Below are 20087 nucleotides of genomic sequence, written 5' to 3' on the forward strand. Positions count from 1 at the left end.
GCGGCGTAATGTTCTAAACTGGCGATTCTAAGATACCGGTCGCGCCCGGACGTAAAGCGTCCTCGCGCCGTGCCGATGCCTCCTCGCGCTCCACGCTTACTCGCTGCATGACTGACAACGACGCTCCCGCACCTGATTTCGACCCGAAGAAAACGCTCAGGCAATTGCCGAATCTGCCGGGCGTCTACCGCTATTACGACGGCGACGGCAAGGTGCTCTACGTCGGCAAGGCGCGCAATCTGAAGAAGCGCGTGTCGAGCTACTTCACGAAGACGCTGCACTCGCCGCGCATCGCGATGATGGTGACGCGCATCCGCAAGATCGAGACAACCGTGACGCGCTCGGAAGCGGAAGCGTTGCTGCTCGAAAACAATCTGATCAAGGCGCTGGCGCCGCGCTACAACATTCTTTTTCGCGACGACAAGTCCTATCCGTTCCTCAAGCTGACCGGGCACAAGTTTCCGCGCATGGCGTACTACCGCGGCTCGGTTGACAAGAAGAACCAGTATTTCGGGCCGTTCCCGAGCGCGTGGGCCGTGCGCGAGAGCATCCAGATTCTGCAGCGCGTCTTTCAGCTGCGCACGTGCGAAGACTCGGTCTTCAGCAATCGCACGCGGCCGTGTCTGTTGCATCAGATCGGGCGCTGCACGGCGCCGTGCACGGGACTCATCAACGAAGAGGACTACGCGCGCGATGTATCGAACGCGTCGCGTTTTTTGCTCGGCCGGCAGGGCGAAGTGATGAAGGAACTCGAGCAGAAGATGCACGCCTTCGCCGCCGATCTGCGCTTCGAGCAGGCGGCGGCCGTGCGCAATCAGATGAGTTCGCTGTCGACGGTGCTGCATCAGCAGGCGATCGAAGTCGGCGGCGAGAGCGACGTCGATATCCTCGCGGTCGTGGCGCTCGGCGGCAAGGTGTGCGTGAATCTGGCGATGGTGCGCGGCGGCCGGCATCTCGGCGACAAGGCGTATTTTCCGGCGCATGTCGAAAGCGCGATCGCGCTGGGCGATGAGGATGCGCTTGGGGATGACCTGGAAGAGCAGGCGCCGGACGCGGTCGGAGCGACGGAAGCATTGAGCGAATCGGGTGCCGCTCGTGCGAGTGTCGCGGTGCTTGCGCGTGTCGCCGGAGCGGACGATGCAATGGACGGCGGCGGTGTGCTCGAAGCCAACGACGCGCGCACAGCCGACAACATGACGCCCGCCGCCGATGCAACCGAGGCCAACGACGAAACGCAAGCCAACGACGCACTCGATGCCAACGAAGAGCTCGACTCGGAAGACGCCATCGAAGCCACCGCAACATCCCGCGAAGGCGCCCTCGAAGCCGAAGTGCTCGAAGCGTTCATGGCACAGCACTACATCGGCAATCGCATCCCGCCGGTGCTGGTCGTGAGCCACGCGCCCGCGAGCCGCGAGCTCATCGATCTGCTCAACGAACAGGCGGGACACAAAGTCACGCTACTGCGTCAGCCGCAAGGCCAGAAACGCGTGTGGCTCTCCATGGCCGAGCAAAACGCGAAGCTCGCGCTCGCGCGTCTGCTATCGGAACAAGGTTCGCAGCAAGCGCGCACGCGCTCGCTCGCCGAGACGCTCAGCCTCGACATGGAAGACCTGGCGCAACTGCGCATCGAGTGCTTCGACATCAGTCACACCATGGGCGAGGCGACGCAGGCATCGTGCGTGGTGTATCACCATCACAAGATGCAGTCGGGCGAGTATCGGCGCTACAACATCACCGGCATCACGCCCGGCGACGATTACGCCGCCATGCGTCAAGTGCTCACGCGCCGCTACGAGAAAATGGTCGCGCTTGCCGCCGCCAACGCCAGCGACGAAGCCGCGACGCTGCAAACCGAAGACGCCGCCGATCCCAACGTCACGCCGGATGCCGCATCGCCCGTATCCGCTGGCGGGACGCTGCCGAATATCGTGCTGATCGATGGCGGCAAGGGACAAGTCGAGATCGCGCGCCAGGTGTTTTCGGAGCTCGGGCTCGATCATGGCATGCTGGTGGGTGTCGCGAAGGGCGAAGGGCGCAAGGTCGGGCTCGAAACGCTGATCTTCGCCGATGGCCGTTCCGCGCTCGAACTCGGCAAGGAAAGCGCCGCGCTGATGCTCGTCGCGCAGATTCGCGACGAAGCGCATCGCTTCGCGATCACCGGCATGCGCGCCAAGCGGGCCAAGACGCGGCAAACGTCGCGCCTGGAAGAACTCGAAGGCGTCGGCGCGAAACGGCGTCAGCGGCTCTTGTCGCGTTTCGGCGGTTTGCGCGGCGTGCAGGCGGCGAGCGTGGAAGATCTGGCGAGCGTCGAAGGCATTTCGCTGGCACTCGCGCAGCAGATTTATCGACAGTTGCATTGAGCCGGACGCATGGCGCGGCGCGGCTCGCAATGGCCGCGCCGCGTGGCCCGCCGCCTTGTGAGCGGCGGGTCGACGCGGCACAATGGCACCTCCCTTTCATGTGGCTCTCGCTCTCGTCCATGCCGTTCAACTTACCAATTTTCCTGACGTGGCTGCGAATCGTGCTGATTCCGCTCGTCGTGGGCGTGTTCTATTTGCCGGACATGATGTTGAGCCTCGAGCATCGCAATCTGCTCGCCATGGTCATCTTCGTTCTGGCCGCGCTCACCGACTGGTTCGACGGCTTTCTTGCGCGCAAGCTTAATCAGACGTCCGCGTTCGGCGCGTTTCTCGACCCGGTCGCGGACAAACTCATGGTGACGGCCGCTTTGCTCGTGCTCGTGCAGCTCATGCGCTTGAACGCGGTGATCGCGCTCGTGATCGTCGGGCGGGAGATCACGATCTCGGCGCTGCGCGAATGGATGGCGCAGATCGGCGCATCGAAGAGCGTCGCGGTGAATTCGCTGGGCAAGTTCAAGACCGTATGTCAGATGGTCGCCATTCCTATGCTGCTGTTCTATGGGCAGTTGCGCATCCCCGGCGTGCAATGGGTGATCGATACGCGCGTGTGGGGCTTGTGGCTCATCGATGTCGCCGCGTTCCTCACCGTTTGGTCGATGCTGTACTACATGAAACTCGCGTGGCCGCAGATTCGTGAGCGGGGCGGCATGCTGTGAGTTGAGCCTTCCTTGCAGCCGTTCCTCAGTTTGCTAAAAATTGCGTCGAAACACGAAAAGGGCGCGCAAAAACAGTTGACACCTTTTCTTCGCTTCTACATAATCTCGTTTCTGTCGAACACGCAGCGCCAGCAGCAAGGAAGTAAAGAGCTGAAGGCACCGCGAAGACGGCAGAAAGCATCAGCAACGCGGGAGTAGCTCAGTTGGTAGAGCGCAACCTTGCCAAGGTTGAGGTCGCGAGTTCGAGCCTCGTCTCCCGCTCCAGATTCAAGTTTCGAGGCATGCAGCGCAGCGGTATCAAGCGAAGCGGCAACGAAAAAAGCAGCAAGCAAGTGTAAGCAGTAACGCAGCACGGAAAGATCAATGCGGGAGTAGCTCAGTTGGTAGAGCGCAACCTTGCCAAGGTTGAGGTCGCGAGTTCGAGCCTCGTCTCCCGCTCCAATCAAAGGGGAAGCAACGCTTCCCTTTTTGTTTGGTGGACTTGCCGGCGTTTCGGCCGGGACCACCACACCGCTTATGGCGCGATAGCAAAGCGGTTATGCAGCGGCCTGCAAAGCCGTTTAGACCGGTTCGACTCCGGTTCGCGCCTCCAAAAAAAAGCCCTGATTCGTCAGGGCTTTTTCTTTTTACAACGTCGGATCTTCGGCGCTTCTGCCGATTCTCGATTGCCGCAAGGAAGCTCCCGATACGCCGGGTGGCGCCGGCGCGGCATAATTGCGGCACTTTCCATTGGCGCGGCATCCGCCGCGCCGCATGCCAAATCCATGACCGACAGACTCTCCGACATTCAGTGGCGCTGGAAGCGCTTCGACGATCTCACGACGACCGAGGTCTACGACATGCTCGCGGCACGCAGCGCGGTCTTCGTCGTCGAGCAAAACTGCGTTTATGGCGATATCGACGGCTACGATGTCGATGCCTGGCATTTGCTCGCCTACGGCGAAGACGAGCAACTCGCAGGCTATCTCCGTGTGTTGCTGCCAGGGTTCCCGAAAGAAAGCGAAACCGATGTCCGCATTGGCCGCGTGCTGACGACCGTCAAATTTCGCGGCTTCAAACTCGGTAACGCGATGCTCGAACGCGCGCTCGATCACATCATCGCGCAATGGCCGGATCAGCCGATCAGTCTGCACGCGCAAGCCCATCTGCAGAAGTTTTATGGCGCGTTCGGTTTCGTCGCGTCGTCGGGCGTACATGACGAAGACGGCATTCCGCACGTGTGGATGCGCCGTCCCGGCTTCGGCGCATAACGCCTGCGAGCGCGTTCCTACGTACTCTTCCCGTGGATCACGCGCTTGAGATCGGCTGCAATGGCGTCGATGGAATCGCGGTCGGTGGCAAGCAGGCGCGCGTGACCATCGCGATCGAAGATGTACACGGCCGAGCTGTGCGTGACCTCGTAAGCGCCGCTCGGATCGCGCTTCTCCATCTGATACGCCACGCGGTACCGCTGCGCGATGGCTTCGATTTGCCGATCCGAGCCCGTCATGCCCACGGCGTGTTTGCCGTCGAAAGCGCGCACGTAAGTCCGCAGCAACGCGGGCGTGTCGCGCGCGGGATCAACCGAAACGAATACGATGCGCGTCTGGTCCGCGTCAGGCCCCACGCGCGCCAGAACCTGCATGAGACGCGCCATGGTTTCCGGGCACACATCCGGACAATGCGTATAGCCGAAATAGACGAGCGTCGCGCGGCCTTTCAACGATTGGCCCGACACATGCGCGCCGCTGTCATCGACGAGTGAAAAATCGAGATCGGGCAGATGGCCGGAAACATCGGTCAGATGCCACGGCTCGGCGGGACGCGAGCAGGCAGCAAGCGCGGTGAGCAGAACGGACACAAGCAGGCGGCGGAAGGGTGCGGGCATCGAAAGGTTGCTTTGGACTGTAACGGCTGTATCAAGCCCGCAAAATACACGCCTTTTCATGGGCGTGAGGCGCATGATTTAGCTTCAAGCACATTTTTGAGACAATTTGCCGCGCGCGCCTGCTCTTCCGTAAGCAAGACGCCATGCGATCGTCAATCCGCTCCTTTCCAGACGGAAAGCCTGCGGCAGTAACATGCGATACGCACGCGCCCATCACAGGCAAACCACAGGTCAACGATCGATGCAAATTCTTCCCGATTCCCTGTCTCTTGCCGAGACCGCTTTCTTCTTCGACTTCGACGGCACGCTGGTCGAACTCGCCTCCACGCCGGATGGTATTTTCGTGCCGCGTTCGGTGCCCGACATTCTCGCCGCCTTGCGACGCGCCACCAATAACGCGGTCGCGGTTGTGTCGGGGCGCGGTATCGACAACATCGATTCGTTCTTGCAGATGCCCGATCTGCCCGTCGCCGGCATGCACGGCGCCGAGCGGCGCGATTCGAATGGCGACGTGCAGCGCATTGGTTTCAACGACGAGCGGCTTTTGCGCATGGAGCACGCGCTCGAAGGCGTCGTCAGCGCGAATCCCGGCATGCTGCTCGAAATCAAGGGCGCCGCGCTCGCGCTGCATTATCGCAATGCGCCGGATCGCGAACCGGCCGCGCGTGCGGCCACCGAGCGGCTCGTCGCACAATACGCCGATGCCTACGTGCTTCAGCCCGGCAAGATGGTCTACGAGATCAAGCCGAAGGACGTCGACAAGGGCCGCGCCGTGCGCGCGTACATGAGCGAGCCGCCGTTCCCGGGACGCAAGCCCGTCTTCATCGGCGACGATCTTACGGACGAGAAAGGCTTCGCGGTCGTTAACGAATTCGACGGTCTGTCGATCAAAGTCGGTCCCGGCGACACCGTGGCGCGCGCGCGAATCGAATCCGTCGAACTGCTGCTCGACTGGCTGCAAGTGATCGCGGGCACGGCGGGGAAGCACGCGTGAGCCGGCTGATCATCGTTTCGAACCGGGTGGCGCCGATCTCCGAAGGCGGCCCGGCCGCGGGTGGCCTCGCGGTCGGCGTCTACGACGCACTCAAGGAAACCGGCGGCATGTGGTTCGGCTGGAGCGGCGACGTGCTGGACGCGCCGCCGGAAAGCATCAAGCTGGAAGAGCACGGGCCGGTGACGTTCGCGACCATCGGACTTTCGCGGCAAGACTACGATCAGTACTATCGCGGGTTTTCCAACGCGACGTTGTGGCCGGCGTTTCACTATCGGCCGGATCTGATCGAGTTCGACCGCAACGAATACGAAGGCTATTGCCGCGTCAATCGCTGGCTGGCCACGCAACTCGCGCCGCTGCTCAAGCCCGACGACGTGATCTGGGTGCACGACTATCACCTCATTCCGTTTGCGCAGGCGTTGCGGGGGCAGGGCGTTCGAAATCGCATCGGGTTCTTTCTGCATATACCGTTTCCAGCGTCGCAGATTCTATTGAGCGTGCCGCGTCATCGGAACCTGGTGGAAGCGTTGTGCGACTTCGATCTGCTGGGTTTCCAAACTGAGCCCGATCTGCGCGCGTTTTGCGATTACATCGAAACCGAGGCGGGCGGCACGCTCGCGAAAGACGGCGCGAAGCCGGTCGTGGTCAGCGCGTTTGGCAAGACGGCGCGCGCGGCGGCTTATCCGATTGGCGTCTATCCCGACGAAGTCGCGGCGCTCGCGAAACACGGCGAGAGCGGCCGCGACGTGCAGATCGTCAAAGCGACGCTGCATCAGCGCAAGCTCGTGATGAGCGTGGATCGGCTCGATTATTCGAAGGGTCTGGTCGAGCGATTTCGGGCTTTCGAGCGTCTGATCGAGCATCGGCCGCAGCAGCGAAACAACGTTTCGTTTTTGCAGATCGCGCCGCCGACGCGCTCGGACGTCGATGCTTATCGCGACATTCGCCTGCAACTCGAAGCGGAGTCGGGGCGCATCAACGGGCGTTACGCCGAGCTGGACTGGACGCCCATTCGCTATATCCATCGGCAATACGAACGGCCGGTGCTCGCGGCGCTGTTCCGCGAGGCGCATGTCGGCCTCGTCACGCCATTGCGCGACGGCATGAATCTGGTGGCAAAGGAATATGTATCGGCGCAAGACCCGGACGATCCCGGCGTGCTTGTGTTGTCGCAATTCGCTGGCGCTGCGCGTGAGCTGACTGCCGCGCTAATCGTGAATCCGCTCGATATCGACGATATGGCCGATTCACTCGCCACCGCGCTTGCAATGCCGCTCGACGAGCGCCGGGCGCGTTATACGGAGATGATGGCGCAACTGCGCGACAACAACGTTTCCGTGTGGCGGGATAACTTTTTGCGGGATTTGAAGGCGGGGTAGAGCGGCGACCGATTACGCCAAAGCAAAGCAGATGAAATAAGCCGCGTTCCCTTCCGGGAAGCGCGGCTTTTTTACGTCGTCGTCGAAACTTAGGCCGGCTGCTTATGCGGCGTGGCAACGATGGATGGCAACTTGCCGTGCTGCTTCGACAGCAACTCGCGATACAACCCCGGCCGGTCGCGCAGTTCTTGCGGCGAGCCATCGTCGATCACCTTGCCGGCGCTCATCACGATGATGCGGTCGAAGTTCTGCAACGTCGACAAACGGTGCGCAATGGCAACCACCGTGCGGCCGACCATCAACCGGTCGAGCGCCTGCTGAATGGCTTCTTCCGATGAACTGTCGAGCGCGGACGTCGCCTCATCGAGCAAGAGAATTGGCGCGTTTTTAAGGATCGCGCGCGCGATCGCGATGCGTTGACGCTGACCGCCCGACAGCTTCACGCCGCGATCGCCGACGATGGTATCGAAGCCTTCTGGCATCGCTTCGATGAAGTCCGTGCAGCGGGCTTCGCGTGCGGCCGCCATGACTTCCTCACGCGTCGCTTCGGGCCGGCCATACGCAATGTTCTCGAACACCGTGCGATGGAACAGCGAAATATCCTGCGGCACGAGCGCAATCGAATGTCGCAGGCTGTCCTGCGTGATGCCGTTGATATCCTGGCCATCGACCTTGATGCTGCCCTTCTGCGTCTCGTAGAAGCGCTGCAGAAGCGCGAGCACGGTTGACTTGCCCGCGCCCGACTTGCCGATCAGACCGACTCGCTGGCCCGGTTCGATATGCAGATGGAAATTGTCGAGAATCGGACGACGGCGCGGATACGCGAACGTGACGCCATCGAAATCGACGCGGCCGCCCTGTGGCACGAGTTCGGTGGCGTCGGAACGGTCGGGCATGCCATGCGGTTCGAGCAGCGTCTGCACGGCTTCGGCCAGACGCGCGACGTGCTGCGTGACATCCACGAGCGCCACGGCGAGGTCGCGCGTGCCGTGCAGGATCGTGAAACCGAGCGAGCTGACGAGCACGATATCGCCCGACGTCGCCTGGCCTTTCGACCAAAGCCATAGTGCCCAGCCGAGCAGCCCGGCGGAGAGAATCGCCGTCACGACCGCGTGGAAGAGGCGCAGCTTTTCCAGGTACAAGAGGCTTTGCTGACGCGCGACCATCTCGGCCTTCACCGTCGAGCCGAAACGCTTTTGCTCGTTGAAGGTCATGCCGAACGCGCGCACGAGCGCCATGTTGCCGATCACGTCGACCAGTTCGCCATCCACCGAAGCGGCCTTCGACGCGAAGCTGTGATGCCGCGCCGAACCGCGCTTGGCCAGCCGATACAAAATGAACGCGAGGATCAGCGACGCGCCCATGAGGCAGCACGCCATCAACGGATTCACCGCGACGATCATGATGATCGCGCCCAGCACCGCGATGCACGGCGGCAGGACGTTCCAGGCCATCACGTTTTCGGAGGTGTAGATCGCGTTCGAGGTCGCCGTGATCCGGCTCGCGAGCATGCCGGGCTGTTTCTCGGAGAAGTAAGTCGGCGAATGGCCGCTCAAGTACGAGAACAAGTCCTTGCGCAGGTCGCCCGTCACGATCACGAACACGTGCGCGCCGGCCCAGCCGCCGACCCGCCAAAGCAGGTTGTCGGCGGCGATCAGTCCCACCAGGATCATGAACGCGCCCCAGAGCGGACCGGGATGACCCCGGCCCTGACCGAGCACATCGATCAGATGTTTGATCGCGTACTGGGAAGCGAGCGCGCAGCCAACTGCGGCAAACACGCTGAAGAGGACGATGGCATGCGCTACCGGATGCCGGCGTATGTAACGCAGAAGGAACGCCAGCGGGCGATGTGCATAGCTCGCGAGCTTGGCGTTGTGTGCGTTACGTTGAGAGACGGTAAGTTGGTCCAATGGTCTTTTTTCGTCGTAGAGCGGTTGAGCGTGTGTTGCGCTTTCGGATTTGCGGGCGAAAAGCGTTTCGGCGACGCGGCGCCGTCTCCATTGCCTGAATTGTAGCCACTATCGCTCAAGCCTCAGGCGTCAATCGGGCGTTTAATGCTGCGCGGCAGTTTTGCCGCCTCGACATCGTCCGCAGTGGACCGAACCCTAGGCCGAGCGCCACCGCGATCCGAGCGCCTTGCGGCATCGGCGCGCATTGTAAGCACTTTGCGAAACTTTTTGCGATGGAGCAAGCGCTCAAATTAAGCTCGCCTGCCGCAGCCACGCTATACGGGTTCGATTTCAGACCGGTGGCACCGCCATGCCAAAGCACGTGTCGCGCCAGCGTAGGTTGATGGGTGGTCGAAATCGACTTCGCAGCATCGAGAGCGTGGCGTCGCCCGTGCATCGTTCAAGCGCGTGGGTCCAATGTAGAACAGCCTTAATAAACAGGGGTTTGCAAAATGTTTCCCCCGTGTAACAAGGTAAATAAGTTGAAATGCCTGCCTGCGTGCTCTGTAAAAAGCTCCATAATTCGCTCCGGGTTTTCACTAAGTTTTTTTGACAGCTTTTTGTAGGATGTCGTCAACCTCGAAAGCCGTTACGCGTTTATTGCTGGTGTGCGGATTATTTTGAGACATGGAATCGCTTTTGCTTTGATGCGATCCGTTCGAAGGTCTCGCGCAAAACCCAAGTGACCGGCGACCACGCTTTTCTTTCTCGTGCATCAGCTTTGCAACGCGGTGAATCCACCGCAGCAGCTCCCGCCCGAGCCGAGCGATTCGCCCCTTGTCCACGACTGAAGTACTTAGCCTGATTTTTTATTTGGAGTTTCCGACATGCGAATCGCTCAAATCGCGCCCCTCCACGAGGCTGTTCCGCCGAAGCTCTACGGTGGCACGGAACGCGTGGTGTCTTATCTGACCGAGGCTCTCGTCGAGGCCGGACACGACGTCACGCTCTTCGCGAGCGGTGATTCGCAAACGTCCGCGAAGCTCGAAGCGTTCTGGCCGCAAGCGCTGCGTCTGGACCCGACCATTCGCGACACGATGGCGCCGCACATGCTGCTGCTCGAAGAAGTTCGCCGCCGCGCTGACGAATTCGACGTGCTGCATTTCCATATCGATTATTACCCGTTCTCGCTGTTCGCACGTCAGCCGGTGCCGTTCGTGACGACCATGCACGGTCGACTCGATCTGCCGGAACTGCAGCCGATCTTCTCGACGTTCAACGACGTGCCGGTTGTCTCGATTTCCGACAATCAGCGTCAGCCGCTGCCGCAAGCGAACTGGCTGTCGACGGTGTATCACGGCCTGCCGGAAAATCTGCTCACGCCGATCCCGAACGTCAAGCCCGGCTACCTGGCGTTTCTCGGCCGCATCTCGCCGGAAAAGCGCGTGGACCGTGCAATCCGTATCGCACAGGCCGCCGGCATGAAGATCAAGATCGCCGCGAAGCTGGACAAGGCCGACCGCGCTTACTACGAGGAAGAAATCAAGCCGCTCTTCGCGCTGCCGCATGTCGAATACATCGGTGAAATCAGCGAAGCGGAAAAGACCGAGTTCCTCGGCAATGCGCACGCGCTGCTGTTCCCGATCGACTGGCCGGAGCCCTTCGGTCTCGTCATGATCGAGGCCATGGCGTGTGGCACGCCGGTGATCGCGTTCAACCGCGGCTCGGTGCCGGAAGTGATCGAGAACGGTGTGTCGGGCTTCGTTGTCGAAGACGAACTCTCGGCGATCGCCGCAGTGAAGCGTCTCGACACGCTGTCGCGCGCGAAGGTGCGTGAGGCGTTCGAAACGCGCTTCTCGTCGAAGGTCATGGCCGCGCGCTATGTCGAAAACTACGAGGAACTGCTGCGTCAAAAGCGTCGCACGGTGCTGCGCGAAGTGAACGCAGGCTAAGTTTTCGCACGCTGTTTTCGTATCGAACAACGCCCCGCGCGCCGCAAGCTCGCGGGGCGTTGTCGCAATGGCACACTTGAATGGCGCATCTGAGCGCTAAGCCGCTTTCGTCCGCGAAACCTCTGAGGAAAATCGTAATCTCCCTATAATGTCCGGGCTTCGTCAAGTGCGAAGCGAAATTGCCGTTAGCGTGGATAGTGCGCGACGGCGTGCATCGAATGAAAGACAGGAGCGCAACTTTTGGCGATACCCAAGCAAATCAGCGCGAGCCCGGCGCCCGGCGCCGGCACGGTATTCGCGCTGCGGGCCATCGGACTCATACTCGCGGCGCGCTGGGCGTTGTCGATGTCGCAAATGGGCTATCTGTCCTCGCTGCGCGCCATGACATCGTCGCCGTGGGCGTGTCTGAATCTCGTGCTGATCTTTTTGCTGATCGCGCTGCCGGGTGCGAAGGCGCGCATCGAGCGGCCGCTGCATCCGCTGCCACAATGGCTGCGGCAGGCGCTGCGCTTCCTTGCGCTCCTCGCGTTTGCCTTCGCGATGTTCTCCGTGGGCGCGTTCGTCTGGGCTTCGGGCTGGCGCCGTTTCGTACACACGCTCGCCGAGACCAACGGCTGGCTAGCGGTCGGCCCGGCGCTCTACGCAGTCGTGATGTGGATATGCCGTCCGCGTGCGCTCTGGCGTACCAATATCGCGGCGCGGCGCTTTGCCATCGGCCGCTTTGCAATCTCACTCGATCCCGTCACGCGCACCGCAATGGTCTGGGCGGAAAGCCGCAAGCTCGGTCAGTACGATGCGCGGGAGTTGTCGGTGAAGTGGCCCGCGCCCGTCGCCGACGAAGCCGCGCAAATCTCGATTCTTGCGCCATCGACGGAACCGGCCGCGCCGGCATCGACGATCCATCGCAATGGCGCACTCAGGAAGGGTTGGTTCGCGCGCCGTCCGAAGGTCGAGCTGTTGTGGGATTCGCCGGCAGCGGCGGGGCACAATCGCAAGACGGTATTTCGCGCGCCGTTGGCGAGCGTCGGCGACCGCAACGCGGCGCGCGCACTCGACACGACCTTGCGGCAAGTCTGACGAGGTCGCCGGCAACGCAGAATTTGCTTCTCGTTTTCGATGGAGGGAAGGATGCTGATACGCTGGTTGCTCGCTGCGCTTCACTTGCTTGGTTTCGGTTTCGCCTTGGGCGCCGTGCTTGCGCGTGCGCGCGCCTTGCGGCGGCTTGATGTCGCGCAGTCGGTGCAGGCGAACGATGTGCGTCTGCGCGATGTGTTCCGCTCCGATTCCGTGTGGGGCATCACTGCAATTGTGCTGATCGTCACCGGGCTGATGCGCGCGTTTGGCGGCTTCGAGAAAGGCGGCTCGTACTATTTGCACGAGCCGCTTTTTCATCTGAAGATGACCGCGCTCGTGCTGATCTTGCTGATCGAAGTTTCACCGATGCTCGCGTTGATTCGCTGGCGCGTGACGCTCGCGCAGGGCGGACCGATCGATCTCACGCGCGCCCGGCGCTTTGCGTGGATGAGCGATCTGGAAGCGGCGCTAGTGATCGTGATGGCGATTGCCGCAAGCGGAATGGCGCGCGGCGTGTGGGCGTCTTAGCTTCGGCTGGAGAAGCGCGTGGACGAAGAAAAAACGGCGCCCGAAGGCGCCGTTTTTTATGGCATTCAGTTCAGACTGCAACTGCTTGCCTCTGTCGTGGTGGGTAGTACTGGGATCGAACCAGTGACCCCTGCCGTGTGAAGGGGTCTTGGCGGGCCGCTTCGCTTTGCTGCGCGTCCCTTCCAGTGCTCTACCGCTGAGCTAACCAGCTTGAATCTGTCTCCGTGTCTCCGGAGTGTCCCCAATCGGGACGGTTACGGCTTGACGCCGCGAAGCCGCAGGATAACAGACCGGACCGAATTTTGCCCTGCTAATCCGTGAGGTGCGCGCCGCCGCGTGCCGCCCCGGATTCCCCCGTGTGGCCCTCCTTCGATTGCTCACCAGGAAGTGCGGGGAGTGGGAGGCGAGCGCGCTGAGAGGCGCTATGACGGGCAGGGTGCATTGCTGGTCGCTTGGTTGCGGCGAGCAGCACAAGGCCCTCAGCAAAGCTGTGCGCGAGCCGCAGGGCTATCTAGCAGGCGGATAGAAAACGTTCGTTATACACCCACGCTCAACGGGGCCGCATACGCGGTAAGAAACACCTTGCATCGGGTTTCTATCCATGTCATTATTCTTACCACGTTATCTATCCGGGGCGATCATGTCACGCATCTTCCTTTACAGCCGAGTATCCACGCAGGATCAGGACACCACGAATCAGGTACTAGAAGCAGAGCGGGCCGGGTTCGCTATTGCCAAGGGACGCATTGTCGAGGAGACCGTGAGCGGCACCGTGCCCGCGATGGGGCGCGCAGGCTTCGCTGCGCTGGTCGAGCACAAGCTAGAGGAGGGTGACACGCTGGTGGTGACGAAGCTCGACCGTCTGGGCCGGAATACGGCGGACGTGCTGGCGACGGTCGAGCGCCTGCATGCCAAAGGTGTGCGCTTGCATTGCCTCGCCATTCCGGGAACCGACCTGACGAGTCCTGCGGGGAAGTTCACGCTTACCGTGCTGGCAGCCGTCTCGCAGTTAGAGCGTGATCTGTTGGTAGAGCGGACGCACGCGGGGCTGGAGCGGGCACGCGCCGAGGGCCGGGTCGGCGGCAGACCCGAGCGATTCACGCCCGCGCAAAAGCAGGAGATACGGGCACGGCTGGAGGCCGGGGCTACGGCGCGGGGTCTAGCCAAGGAGTACGGCACCACGCACGTAACCATCTTGAAGGCGGCACAGGCGGCGTAGTCCGCAGGTAACACGTCAGCACGCGGGGCCAGTCTGGAGCGATCCGGCTGGCCCTTTTAGACACTAGCTGACACAACCATGTAGCTATTTCAGCCGCGCCCGTCTGGCTATCGGAGAGTAAGCCGATGAGGCACATAGCTATTTCGGTTGCCTTACCGACACAACCATCGAACGGAGGACGCATGCGGAACGCAGTTCACCCACTGGAGCACAACACAGCCGAGGCGGAATACCTTGCGCGGCAGAGCAGCAACGGCGCAGCGGCGTACCGCCGTGCCGTCGAGGCAACCACGGGCCACCTTCCCACATGGGCCAAGCGCAGCAGGGCGGGCCGCAAGAAGCGATTCAACGAGGACGCGGCGCTGGAGGCCGGAGCACTCGACCTGTAACAGCCGTCAGCTTCTGGCAACGGCCTGCGATTGCAGGCGAGCGTATGCCCACGCGTTCGCCCTGCGTCCCTGCACGGCACACTCGTAGGCACCCTTTCGGGAACATTCGGCTTACTCTACTTCCTCTAAAGAGTAAGCAAGGAAAGGGGAACAATTTCCATAACAAATCGCTGGAACCCAATACTGACAAGGGTTTCGCGGAATCGAGCGAGGGGAACTTTTCATTGACCGATACGAACCAGAATTCTCTGCTGTCCCCCGAGCAGCTAAAGAAAATTTCCGCAGCGGCCGCCGAGCGCGAAGCGCGAGCGAAAGCCGCAATGACGGAGGAGTGTCGGCGCATGGCTGCGAAGGCCATCAATGCCTTTGCCAAGGAACACTGCCAGTACCTTCGGGACCGGTACGGTGCCGATCTCCAGCCGTCCAAGGTGTTCGTTGCGTTGAAGAAGCCGAAGGCATACTACGACGCGATCTTCGAGGCGGCGGCGCTCATGAAGAATGATTCGTACCTACTCGACAGGACGGTCAAGGGCACGATAGCTGAACTATTCCCCGAGGCTGCGCGACGTGCTGGCTATAAGGAACACATCCCGGATAGTGCTTGGTATAACGAGTTCAGCCCGTCCCTACAGAAGAGAATCAACAAGCTACTTGACGAGTACGGTGCTACAGACGAGTGCAGCAGCCTTTCCAAGGTGCGAGCCCTGATTCGAGCAGGCCGGAAGCCGAAAGGCAATGCCGACGCTGTAACCGGGGACGATCTCCCGATGGGCCGGTTTCATTTCAATGGCGACGGCACGGTGTGCTGGTTCGGTAACGAGCTAACGATTCAACGCAAGGGCGCAAGCGGGACGCGGTACGTCAAGGCTGGTGGGAAGCTCGTCAACATCGTTAAGGCTTTGGAGCGCGCTGGCGTTACTCGGGCTACGCTCGACCTATGGGAGAAGAATGCCGAGGCGGCGTATAAGCGACGGCGGGAAGCCGAGGCCGTACATGATGAGAACCTGCGCGAGTGGGGGACCAAGTATGACTGAGCGGCACCTCGGTCCGCACTACGATCCCCGTTTCACCTTGCACGGCAGGCAACCCCGAGGTAAGTATCTGACGCGACAGCAGCGCGACCTATGCGAGCGCGATCCAGCCTTTGCCGAGGCACTTCGCCAGCGTGTCGCGAACCCCGACCGGTGGGAAGCGTTCATTGCTCGGCGGGCGTGGTACATGGGCCGCGTCTGTGCCCGGTGCGGTAGTCAGCGGCGGCGCGTCCGCAGCAACGATTGTTACGACTGCCTGCTGTCCACCAATCGCAATGATTGGTCCCTGATCCTCTCCGGTATCGGCCCTCCTGCGAAACACTCGCGGGCTGGCTATCTCGACCGGCTGGAGCGAGCGAAGCGGGAGCGGGCAGGCGAGTGCGAGACGTATACCTGCGGCGCGTTCACAGCCTCGCAGTTCCCCTCGGGCAGGCTTGCCCTTGTCTCGGTAGCCCATCACATCAACCAACCCGACCTAAGCCGTCTGGATGGCTCGCAGGTATACCGCCTGTGCGAGCAGTACCCCGAGGTGCTAGAGATTATGCGGTGGGCGGGATGGACTGACTGAGGCAGTACCCGATCCGGTGCAATCACAACCAATAAATAAAGGACTACAAACTATGAATCGCAATTTCCGAGTCGCCAGTGGCGCAACGCGTGACGTGCCGCCGTATGCAATCAAAACGGACGGGACGGTGGTGAACCTGTACGCCGATCCTAACGCGTACCTCGCAACCATCGGTCTGCGTGCATCCGGTCCCGTGACCGTTGAGCAGGCACGCTTGGCCGTGCATGAAATGATCTCGGCCATGTCTCGGGCTAACAGCCCCTCGGCGCAATACAACACGGCGTCGTCATTCAGCGTGACGGACGGGAACGCGCCGCCCGCCTCTCGTACGGTACGAATCACCATGACCCACATTGACCCGTCCATCCGGTACGCGAACGCCACGGGCGACCTGTCGCCGCTTGGCGGCTTCACGGACATCGTGACGGACGGGGCGCGGGTCGGTATCGACGCAACCGGGCAGGGGAACAGTGACGCGTTCAATGCGGGCGCAGTACACCTCGGCTACGGGCAGGACCACATTCACGACGCGGGGCGGGGCTATGGCGTTACCGGCATGTCGCGGGGCTTTGGCGGGCTGGCAGCGGCCAAGGCGGAATTACAGCAGCGTGACGCCGCCGCGCAGGCATGGGGCCGTGAGCGAGCAGCAGAGAACGCCACCACGGGCAACGTAATCGAGCGATAACGGCTCGTTAGCCTCGACCAACGCAAACCGCTGTAGAGCCTCTACGCAGGCCGCAGCGGCATCACCAATTCAAAGGAACAGCTATGAGCACGAACGTAAAGAGCATGAACGGAGATCAACTGCGCGACGCCATCCGACAAGCGGAGCAGGATGTGGCAGTGTACGAGCGATTGAAGGCAGCAAAGAACCGGCTGGCCGAATTGCAGATCGAGCAGCAGGCCCGCGCCGCTGCCGCTGCGCAGGCAGGGGCGGCAGCAGCCGAGGCCGCCATAGCCCAGTGGGAAGTGCGCAGCATCGGACTGACGCACGGCGGACGGGAGCAGGGAAGCAAGGTGACGGCGGCGCATCGGGTGACGGCATGGAATCGGCGTGATAGCCGCGAGGTTATCCAGCCCCTCGACAATTGCGACCGCTCGCTGGAGCAAGCTATCCTGCGCGCACCGGAGAAACTGCCCGCGTACATCCTCGCATTGGCCGACACGCCGCAGGCGGCATTCGAGAGGTGGTGTCTCGCTCGCCGCCGTGGCTTCCTGTCCACGGACGCATCCGCTATCAAGGTGCTTTGATGGATCGCCTAGCTAAGGCCCGCGCCCTGCGGGAGCTTCGTGCTGACCTGCGCGACGCTGACGCGCTCATGCGCAGCAGGATCGCATACGCGGACGCCATCAAGGGTATGACATGCGAGGGAGTCATGGAGGCGTGGGACGGCCCGCTTGAGCCGTGGCAGCGGAAATTGGTCGCAATCCACGCGCTGCGCGTCGATCCCGTGCTGCGGCTTGAATGGTGTCTGCAACGTGAGGGGCATCAGGTTGAAACGCCGCCGAGCGAGACGATTCTCGCACTGGCCGAGGCGATGGCCTACGAAGCCCCGCGCCGGATGAACGCGATGGCCGTGTCCGCTGACCTGTTGACCCTGAAGCACAAGGAGGTAAGGAGGAAAGATGGGTGCTAATGGTTGGGCAGCACTGGCTGGCGGTATCGCTGGCTTCATGAATACGTGGCTGTCTGCGTATGCGCAGAAGGCTGCGGACGACGCGCAGGGGATGATCGACAACGCGAACACGTATTCGCAGAACACGATCAACCAAGCGAACGCCGACGCAGCCAATGCGGTGCGCGCAGCCAACAACGGCTTTGCTGTCGCGCAGGCGTCGTTGTCGAACCTCACTCGCAGCATCAGCAACCAGTCGAAGCTGGAAGCGGGTGGCAAGGCCGAGGACGCGATCACGACGAACATCCTGCGGCTTCAGGATCAGGCCGTACACGGCACGTTGGAGAACCAGCTTCGCTCTGCCGAGCAGCTTGGCGCAGTGCGCGCACAGGCCGCTGCGGCGGGCGTGGGCGGCTCGACGGCGCGGATGCTTCAAAACGCCATGCAACTCACGGCGGCGCGTGCGCAGACGACGACGGACCAGAACACGCAGTACCAGACGTACGACATGCTTCAGCAACGTGCGGGTCTCGTGTCGAACAAGATCATGTCGCTGGACGAAGGGCAGACCTTCGCACCCATCGACTACAACATCAACGTCGCGCCGCTCGTGCAGTCGCCGCTGCGTGCAGGGCAGTTCAGTCTCAGCGTCATGTCGCAGGCGTGGCTCGGCGCTGCGAACGGTGCGATGGGGCAGTTGAACCTCGCATCGAATACCGGCCCGAAGTCGGATACCGGCACGGGGATCACGGGCGGCATCGGCAACACGCCGGGTTACTCGTCGGCTGCAACGCTGTTCGGCCCGAGCACTTTCCAGTACAAGGCACCGACCGGCTACAGCGGAGGCGGAAATACCTACGGCTTTACCACTGGCCTCGGCGGCGGCACCAACGGGTTCTTCTCGACGGGATCGAGCAGCAAGATCGCGGACTATCAACTCCGCTAAGGTGCGATCACTGCCGTTTTGGGTACAGCGAAATTTGTTGACCCGCGTATACAGCCGCTCGTAAACTTCCCATGTCGCGCAAACAACCGCGACGCGAGCTTGGCCGATTGTCGGCGAGAGCAGAACCACTAAGGACCGCACCATGACGCAGCGTATCGCCCTCACTATTCCCCTTTCCCGCATCGACGGCAAGCCTGATAACGGCGCGCTCTATGTGATTGCCACGATTGTAGAGCGCGGCTTTCGGTGCATTTCCGCCGAAGTCTCGGAGCTTGCGCATGGGGCCGGGATCGAGCGGACCTTGCGCTTGGTATGCGCGCCCCCGCATCGTGACCGGGCGCGCTGGATTTCGGCATTGGCTCGTGCGTTGCAGGTGTTGAGCGCGGACGCCGACATTGACGAGGCCCGCGCCCTCGCCTCAGCCTAGTTTCTTTGCCAGTTCGGATGCTTGTAGGTGGGTGTATCGTGCGAGCATGGCCTGCGTTTTGTGCCCGGTCACGGACGCCACCTCTACAGGATTGAGTCCGAGTTCGAATAGACGTGACGTGGCCTCATGCCGCGTATCGTGGAACCGGAAGTCGGATAACCCGGCCCGGTTCCTCGCCCGCTTGAATGCCAGCTTGACGGCTTCGCGAGTCACGCCGAGAAACACTGGCCCGGACAGCGGCCCGATCCGCGCCCCTTTCAGTGATTCGAAGACGACAACGCATCGACTCGACAGCGGCACGCCCCGCATCGTTAATGTCTTGGTTGCCGCAGCGGGTAGGATCGCTACTCGCTTTTGCAGGTCTATGTTCTCCCACATCAGCGTACGCACTTCGGACTGGCGCATCCCGGTATGGATTGCTAACTCCACGAGGGGCGCGAGCCACCATGAGCGGGCCTGTCGGCATGCGTGCAGCAGAAGCGATTGCTCGGCGGGCGATAGCCGCCGCGTGCGACCGGGGTTTGACCGTGGGCGGCGCACGTCTGATACAGGATTCGAGGGGAGTGCAACGTCCCAATCCTTGCGCGCTACCTCGATCACATGGTGGATGAGGTTCATTTCCCGGTTGACCGTGGACCCTGAGACAGTCAGGAGTCTCCGGTCGCGCCACGCCGAGATAACGGACGGCTTGAGTGTAGCGAGCGAGTACGCGGCCAGTGGGTCGCGCTGCATTGCTGCGAGCCGCACGCGCTCCTCTGCTGCCCCGCGCTTCGTCGGGGATACCTCAGCGGCATAACGGGCGAACGCATCGCCAAGCAACATCTGGCGTGCGGCGGATGTATCAACGAAACAGGACCGCGACATTGCCGCCTCGGTTTCAGTAATCCACCGTTGCGCGTCGGTCTTGGTAATGAACGTTCGGGATTGGGCCGGGTAGCCCTTGCGCCTGACCTTGGCCGTGTATGCGCCGTTGGGTCGGACTTGGATAGTGCCCATCGTCAGTGTCTCCAAAACGTCTCGAAGACAACGACGACGGACCCTAGATGCTGGTGGGTAGTACTGGGATCGAACCAGTGACCCCTGCCGTGTGAAGGCAGTGCTCTACCGCTGAGCTAACCACCCAAAG

General features: G+C 61.8%; 20 protein-coding genes and 4 tRNA genes. 20 read left to right on the forward strand and 4 right to left on the reverse strand.

Annotated elements, in window-relative coordinates; all coding sequences use genetic code 11:
- The first annotated feature begins 107 nt into the window (after positions 1-107).
- The 6 genes from uvrC (at position 108) to P9292_RS30840 (ending at position 4329) form a co-directional block, all read left to right on the forward strand.
- Positions 108-2363, forward strand: coding sequence for an excinuclease ABC subunit UvrC (gene uvrC, locus P9292_RS30815; protein WP_309962775.1), 2256 nt, complete (start codon positions 108-110; stop codon positions 2361-2363).
- Between the two features lie 119 nt (positions 2364-2482).
- The gene (gene pgsA / locus P9292_RS30820; protein WP_244828086.1) at positions 2483-3079 is read left to right on the forward strand and encodes a CDP-diacylglycerol--glycerol-3-phosphate 3-phosphatidyltransferase; all 597 of its coding nucleotides are present in this window, start codon (positions 2483-2485) and stop codon (positions 3077-3079) included.
- A 188-nt stretch (positions 3080-3267) separates the two neighbouring features.
- Positions 3268-3343: transfer RNA gene (locus P9292_RS30825), tRNA-Gly, on the forward strand.
- Positions 3344-3444: 101 nt separating this feature from the next.
- Positions 3445-3520: transfer RNA gene (locus tag P9292_RS30830), tRNA-Gly, on the forward strand.
- A 77-nt stretch (positions 3521-3597) separates the two neighbouring features.
- A tRNA-Cys gene (locus P9292_RS30835) sits at positions 3598-3671 on the forward strand.
- Between the two features lie 172 nt (positions 3672-3843).
- Complete coding sequence (locus P9292_RS30840) at positions 3844-4329, forward strand: GNAT family N-acetyltransferase (RefSeq protein WP_244825782.1); 486 nt, start codon at positions 3844-3846, stop codon at positions 4327-4329.
- A gap of 17 nt (positions 4330-4346) precedes the next feature.
- Here P9292_RS30840 and P9292_RS30845 read toward each other — a convergent pair whose 3' ends face one another.
- Positions 4347-4946, reverse strand: coding sequence for an SCO family protein (locus P9292_RS30845; RefSeq protein ID WP_309962777.1), 600 nt, complete (start codon positions 4944-4946; stop codon positions 4347-4349).
- A gap of 241 nt (positions 4947-5187) precedes the next feature.
- Between P9292_RS30845 and otsB the strand changes: the two genes are divergently transcribed.
- Both otsB and otsA read left to right on the forward strand, forming a co-directional pair.
- Complete coding sequence (otsB, locus tag P9292_RS30850) at positions 5188-5940, forward strand: trehalose-phosphatase (protein WP_309962780.1); 753 nt, start codon at positions 5188-5190, stop codon at positions 5938-5940.
- The gene (gene otsA, locus P9292_RS30855; RefSeq protein WP_250509294.1) at positions 5937-7319 is read left to right on the forward strand and encodes an alpha,alpha-trehalose-phosphate synthase (UDP-forming); all 1383 of its coding nucleotides are present in this window, start codon (positions 5937-5939) and stop codon (positions 7317-7319) included. The genes otsB and otsA overlap by 4 nt, the downstream gene beginning before the upstream one ends.
- A gap of 89 nt (positions 7320-7408) precedes the next feature.
- Here the strand turns inward: otsA and P9292_RS30860 are convergent, their stop codons facing one another.
- Positions 7409-9232, reverse strand: coding sequence for an ABC transporter ATP-binding protein (locus P9292_RS30860; protein WP_309962783.1), 1824 nt, complete (start codon positions 9230-9232; stop codon positions 7409-7411).
- A gap of 866 nt (positions 9233-10098) precedes the next feature.
- Here P9292_RS30860 and P9292_RS30865 point away from each other — a divergent pair.
- The 12 genes from P9292_RS30865 (at position 10099) to P9292_RS30920 (ending at position 18961) form a co-directional block, all read left to right on the forward strand.
- Positions 10099-11163 (forward strand): glycosyltransferase family 4 protein, encoded by a 1065-nt coding sequence (locus P9292_RS30865; protein WP_244825773.1) that lies wholly within the window; start codon positions 10099-10101, stop codon positions 11161-11163.
- A 240-nt stretch (positions 11164-11403) separates the two neighbouring features.
- Positions 11404-12240 (forward strand): hypothetical protein, encoded by an 837-nt coding sequence (locus P9292_RS30870; RefSeq protein ID WP_309962785.1) that lies wholly within the window; start codon positions 11404-11406, stop codon positions 12238-12240.
- 51 nt (positions 12241-12291) lie between these two features.
- The gene (locus P9292_RS30875; protein ID WP_309962786.1) at positions 12292-12765 is read left to right on the forward strand and encodes a DUF2214 family protein; all 474 of its coding nucleotides are present in this window, start codon (positions 12292-12294) and stop codon (positions 12763-12765) included.
- A gap of 18 nt (positions 12766-12783) precedes the next feature.
- A complete protein-coding gene (locus P9292_RS30880) occupies positions 12784-12906 on the forward strand; it encodes a hypothetical protein (RefSeq protein ID WP_309962788.1) in 123 nt (40 codons plus the stop codon).
- A 499-nt stretch (positions 12907-13405) separates the two neighbouring features.
- The gene (locus P9292_RS30885) at positions 13406-13984 is read left to right on the forward strand and encodes a recombinase family protein (protein WP_309843890.1); all 579 of its coding nucleotides are present in this window, start codon (positions 13406-13408) and stop codon (positions 13982-13984) included.
- 182 nt (positions 13985-14166) lie between these two features.
- Entirely contained in the window at positions 14167-14373 is a 207-nt protein-coding gene (locus tag P9292_RS30890; protein WP_309843887.1) for a hypothetical protein, read from the forward strand.
- A 224-nt stretch (positions 14374-14597) separates the two neighbouring features.
- Positions 14598-15407, forward strand: a complete 810-nt coding sequence (locus P9292_RS30895) for a hypothetical protein (protein ID WP_309843885.1) — start codon at positions 14598-14600, stop codon at positions 15405-15407.
- Between the two features lie 617 nt (positions 15408-16024).
- Positions 16025-16657, forward strand: a complete 633-nt coding sequence (locus P9292_RS30900) for a hypothetical protein (RefSeq protein ID WP_309843883.1) — start codon at positions 16025-16027, stop codon at positions 16655-16657.
- A gap of 83 nt (positions 16658-16740) precedes the next feature.
- A complete protein-coding gene (locus tag P9292_RS30905; protein ID WP_309843880.1) occupies positions 16741-17223 on the forward strand; it encodes a hypothetical protein in 483 nt (160 codons plus the stop codon).
- On the forward strand, positions 17223-17609 hold the full coding sequence (locus P9292_RS30910) for a hypothetical protein (RefSeq protein WP_309843877.1): 387 nt from the start codon (positions 17223-17225) through the stop codon (positions 17607-17609). The genes P9292_RS30905 and P9292_RS30910 overlap by 1 nt, the downstream gene beginning before the upstream one ends.
- A complete protein-coding gene (locus P9292_RS30915; RefSeq protein WP_309843875.1) occupies positions 17599-18534 on the forward strand; it encodes a hypothetical protein in 936 nt (311 codons plus the stop codon). The genes P9292_RS30910 and P9292_RS30915 overlap by 11 nt, the downstream gene beginning before the upstream one ends.
- A 142-nt stretch (positions 18535-18676) precedes the next feature.
- The gene (locus P9292_RS30920) at positions 18677-18961 is read left to right on the forward strand and encodes a hypothetical protein (protein ID WP_309843874.1); all 285 of its coding nucleotides are present in this window, start codon (positions 18677-18679) and stop codon (positions 18959-18961) included.
- Here P9292_RS30920 and P9292_RS30925 read toward each other — a convergent pair.
- On the reverse strand, positions 18953-19957 hold the full coding sequence (locus tag P9292_RS30925; protein ID WP_309843871.1) for a site-specific integrase: 1005 nt from the start codon (positions 19955-19957) through the stop codon (positions 18953-18955). The genes P9292_RS30920 and P9292_RS30925 overlap by 9 nt on opposite strands.
- A 51-nt stretch (positions 19958-20008) precedes the next feature.
- A tRNA-Val gene (locus P9292_RS30930) sits at positions 20009-20083 on the reverse strand.
- Positions 20084-20087: the final 4 nt, after the last annotated feature.

Source organism: Caballeronia sp. LZ001, from assembly GCF_031450875.1.
GTDB lineage: Bacteria > Pseudomonadota > Gammaproteobacteria > Burkholderiales > Burkholderiaceae > Caballeronia.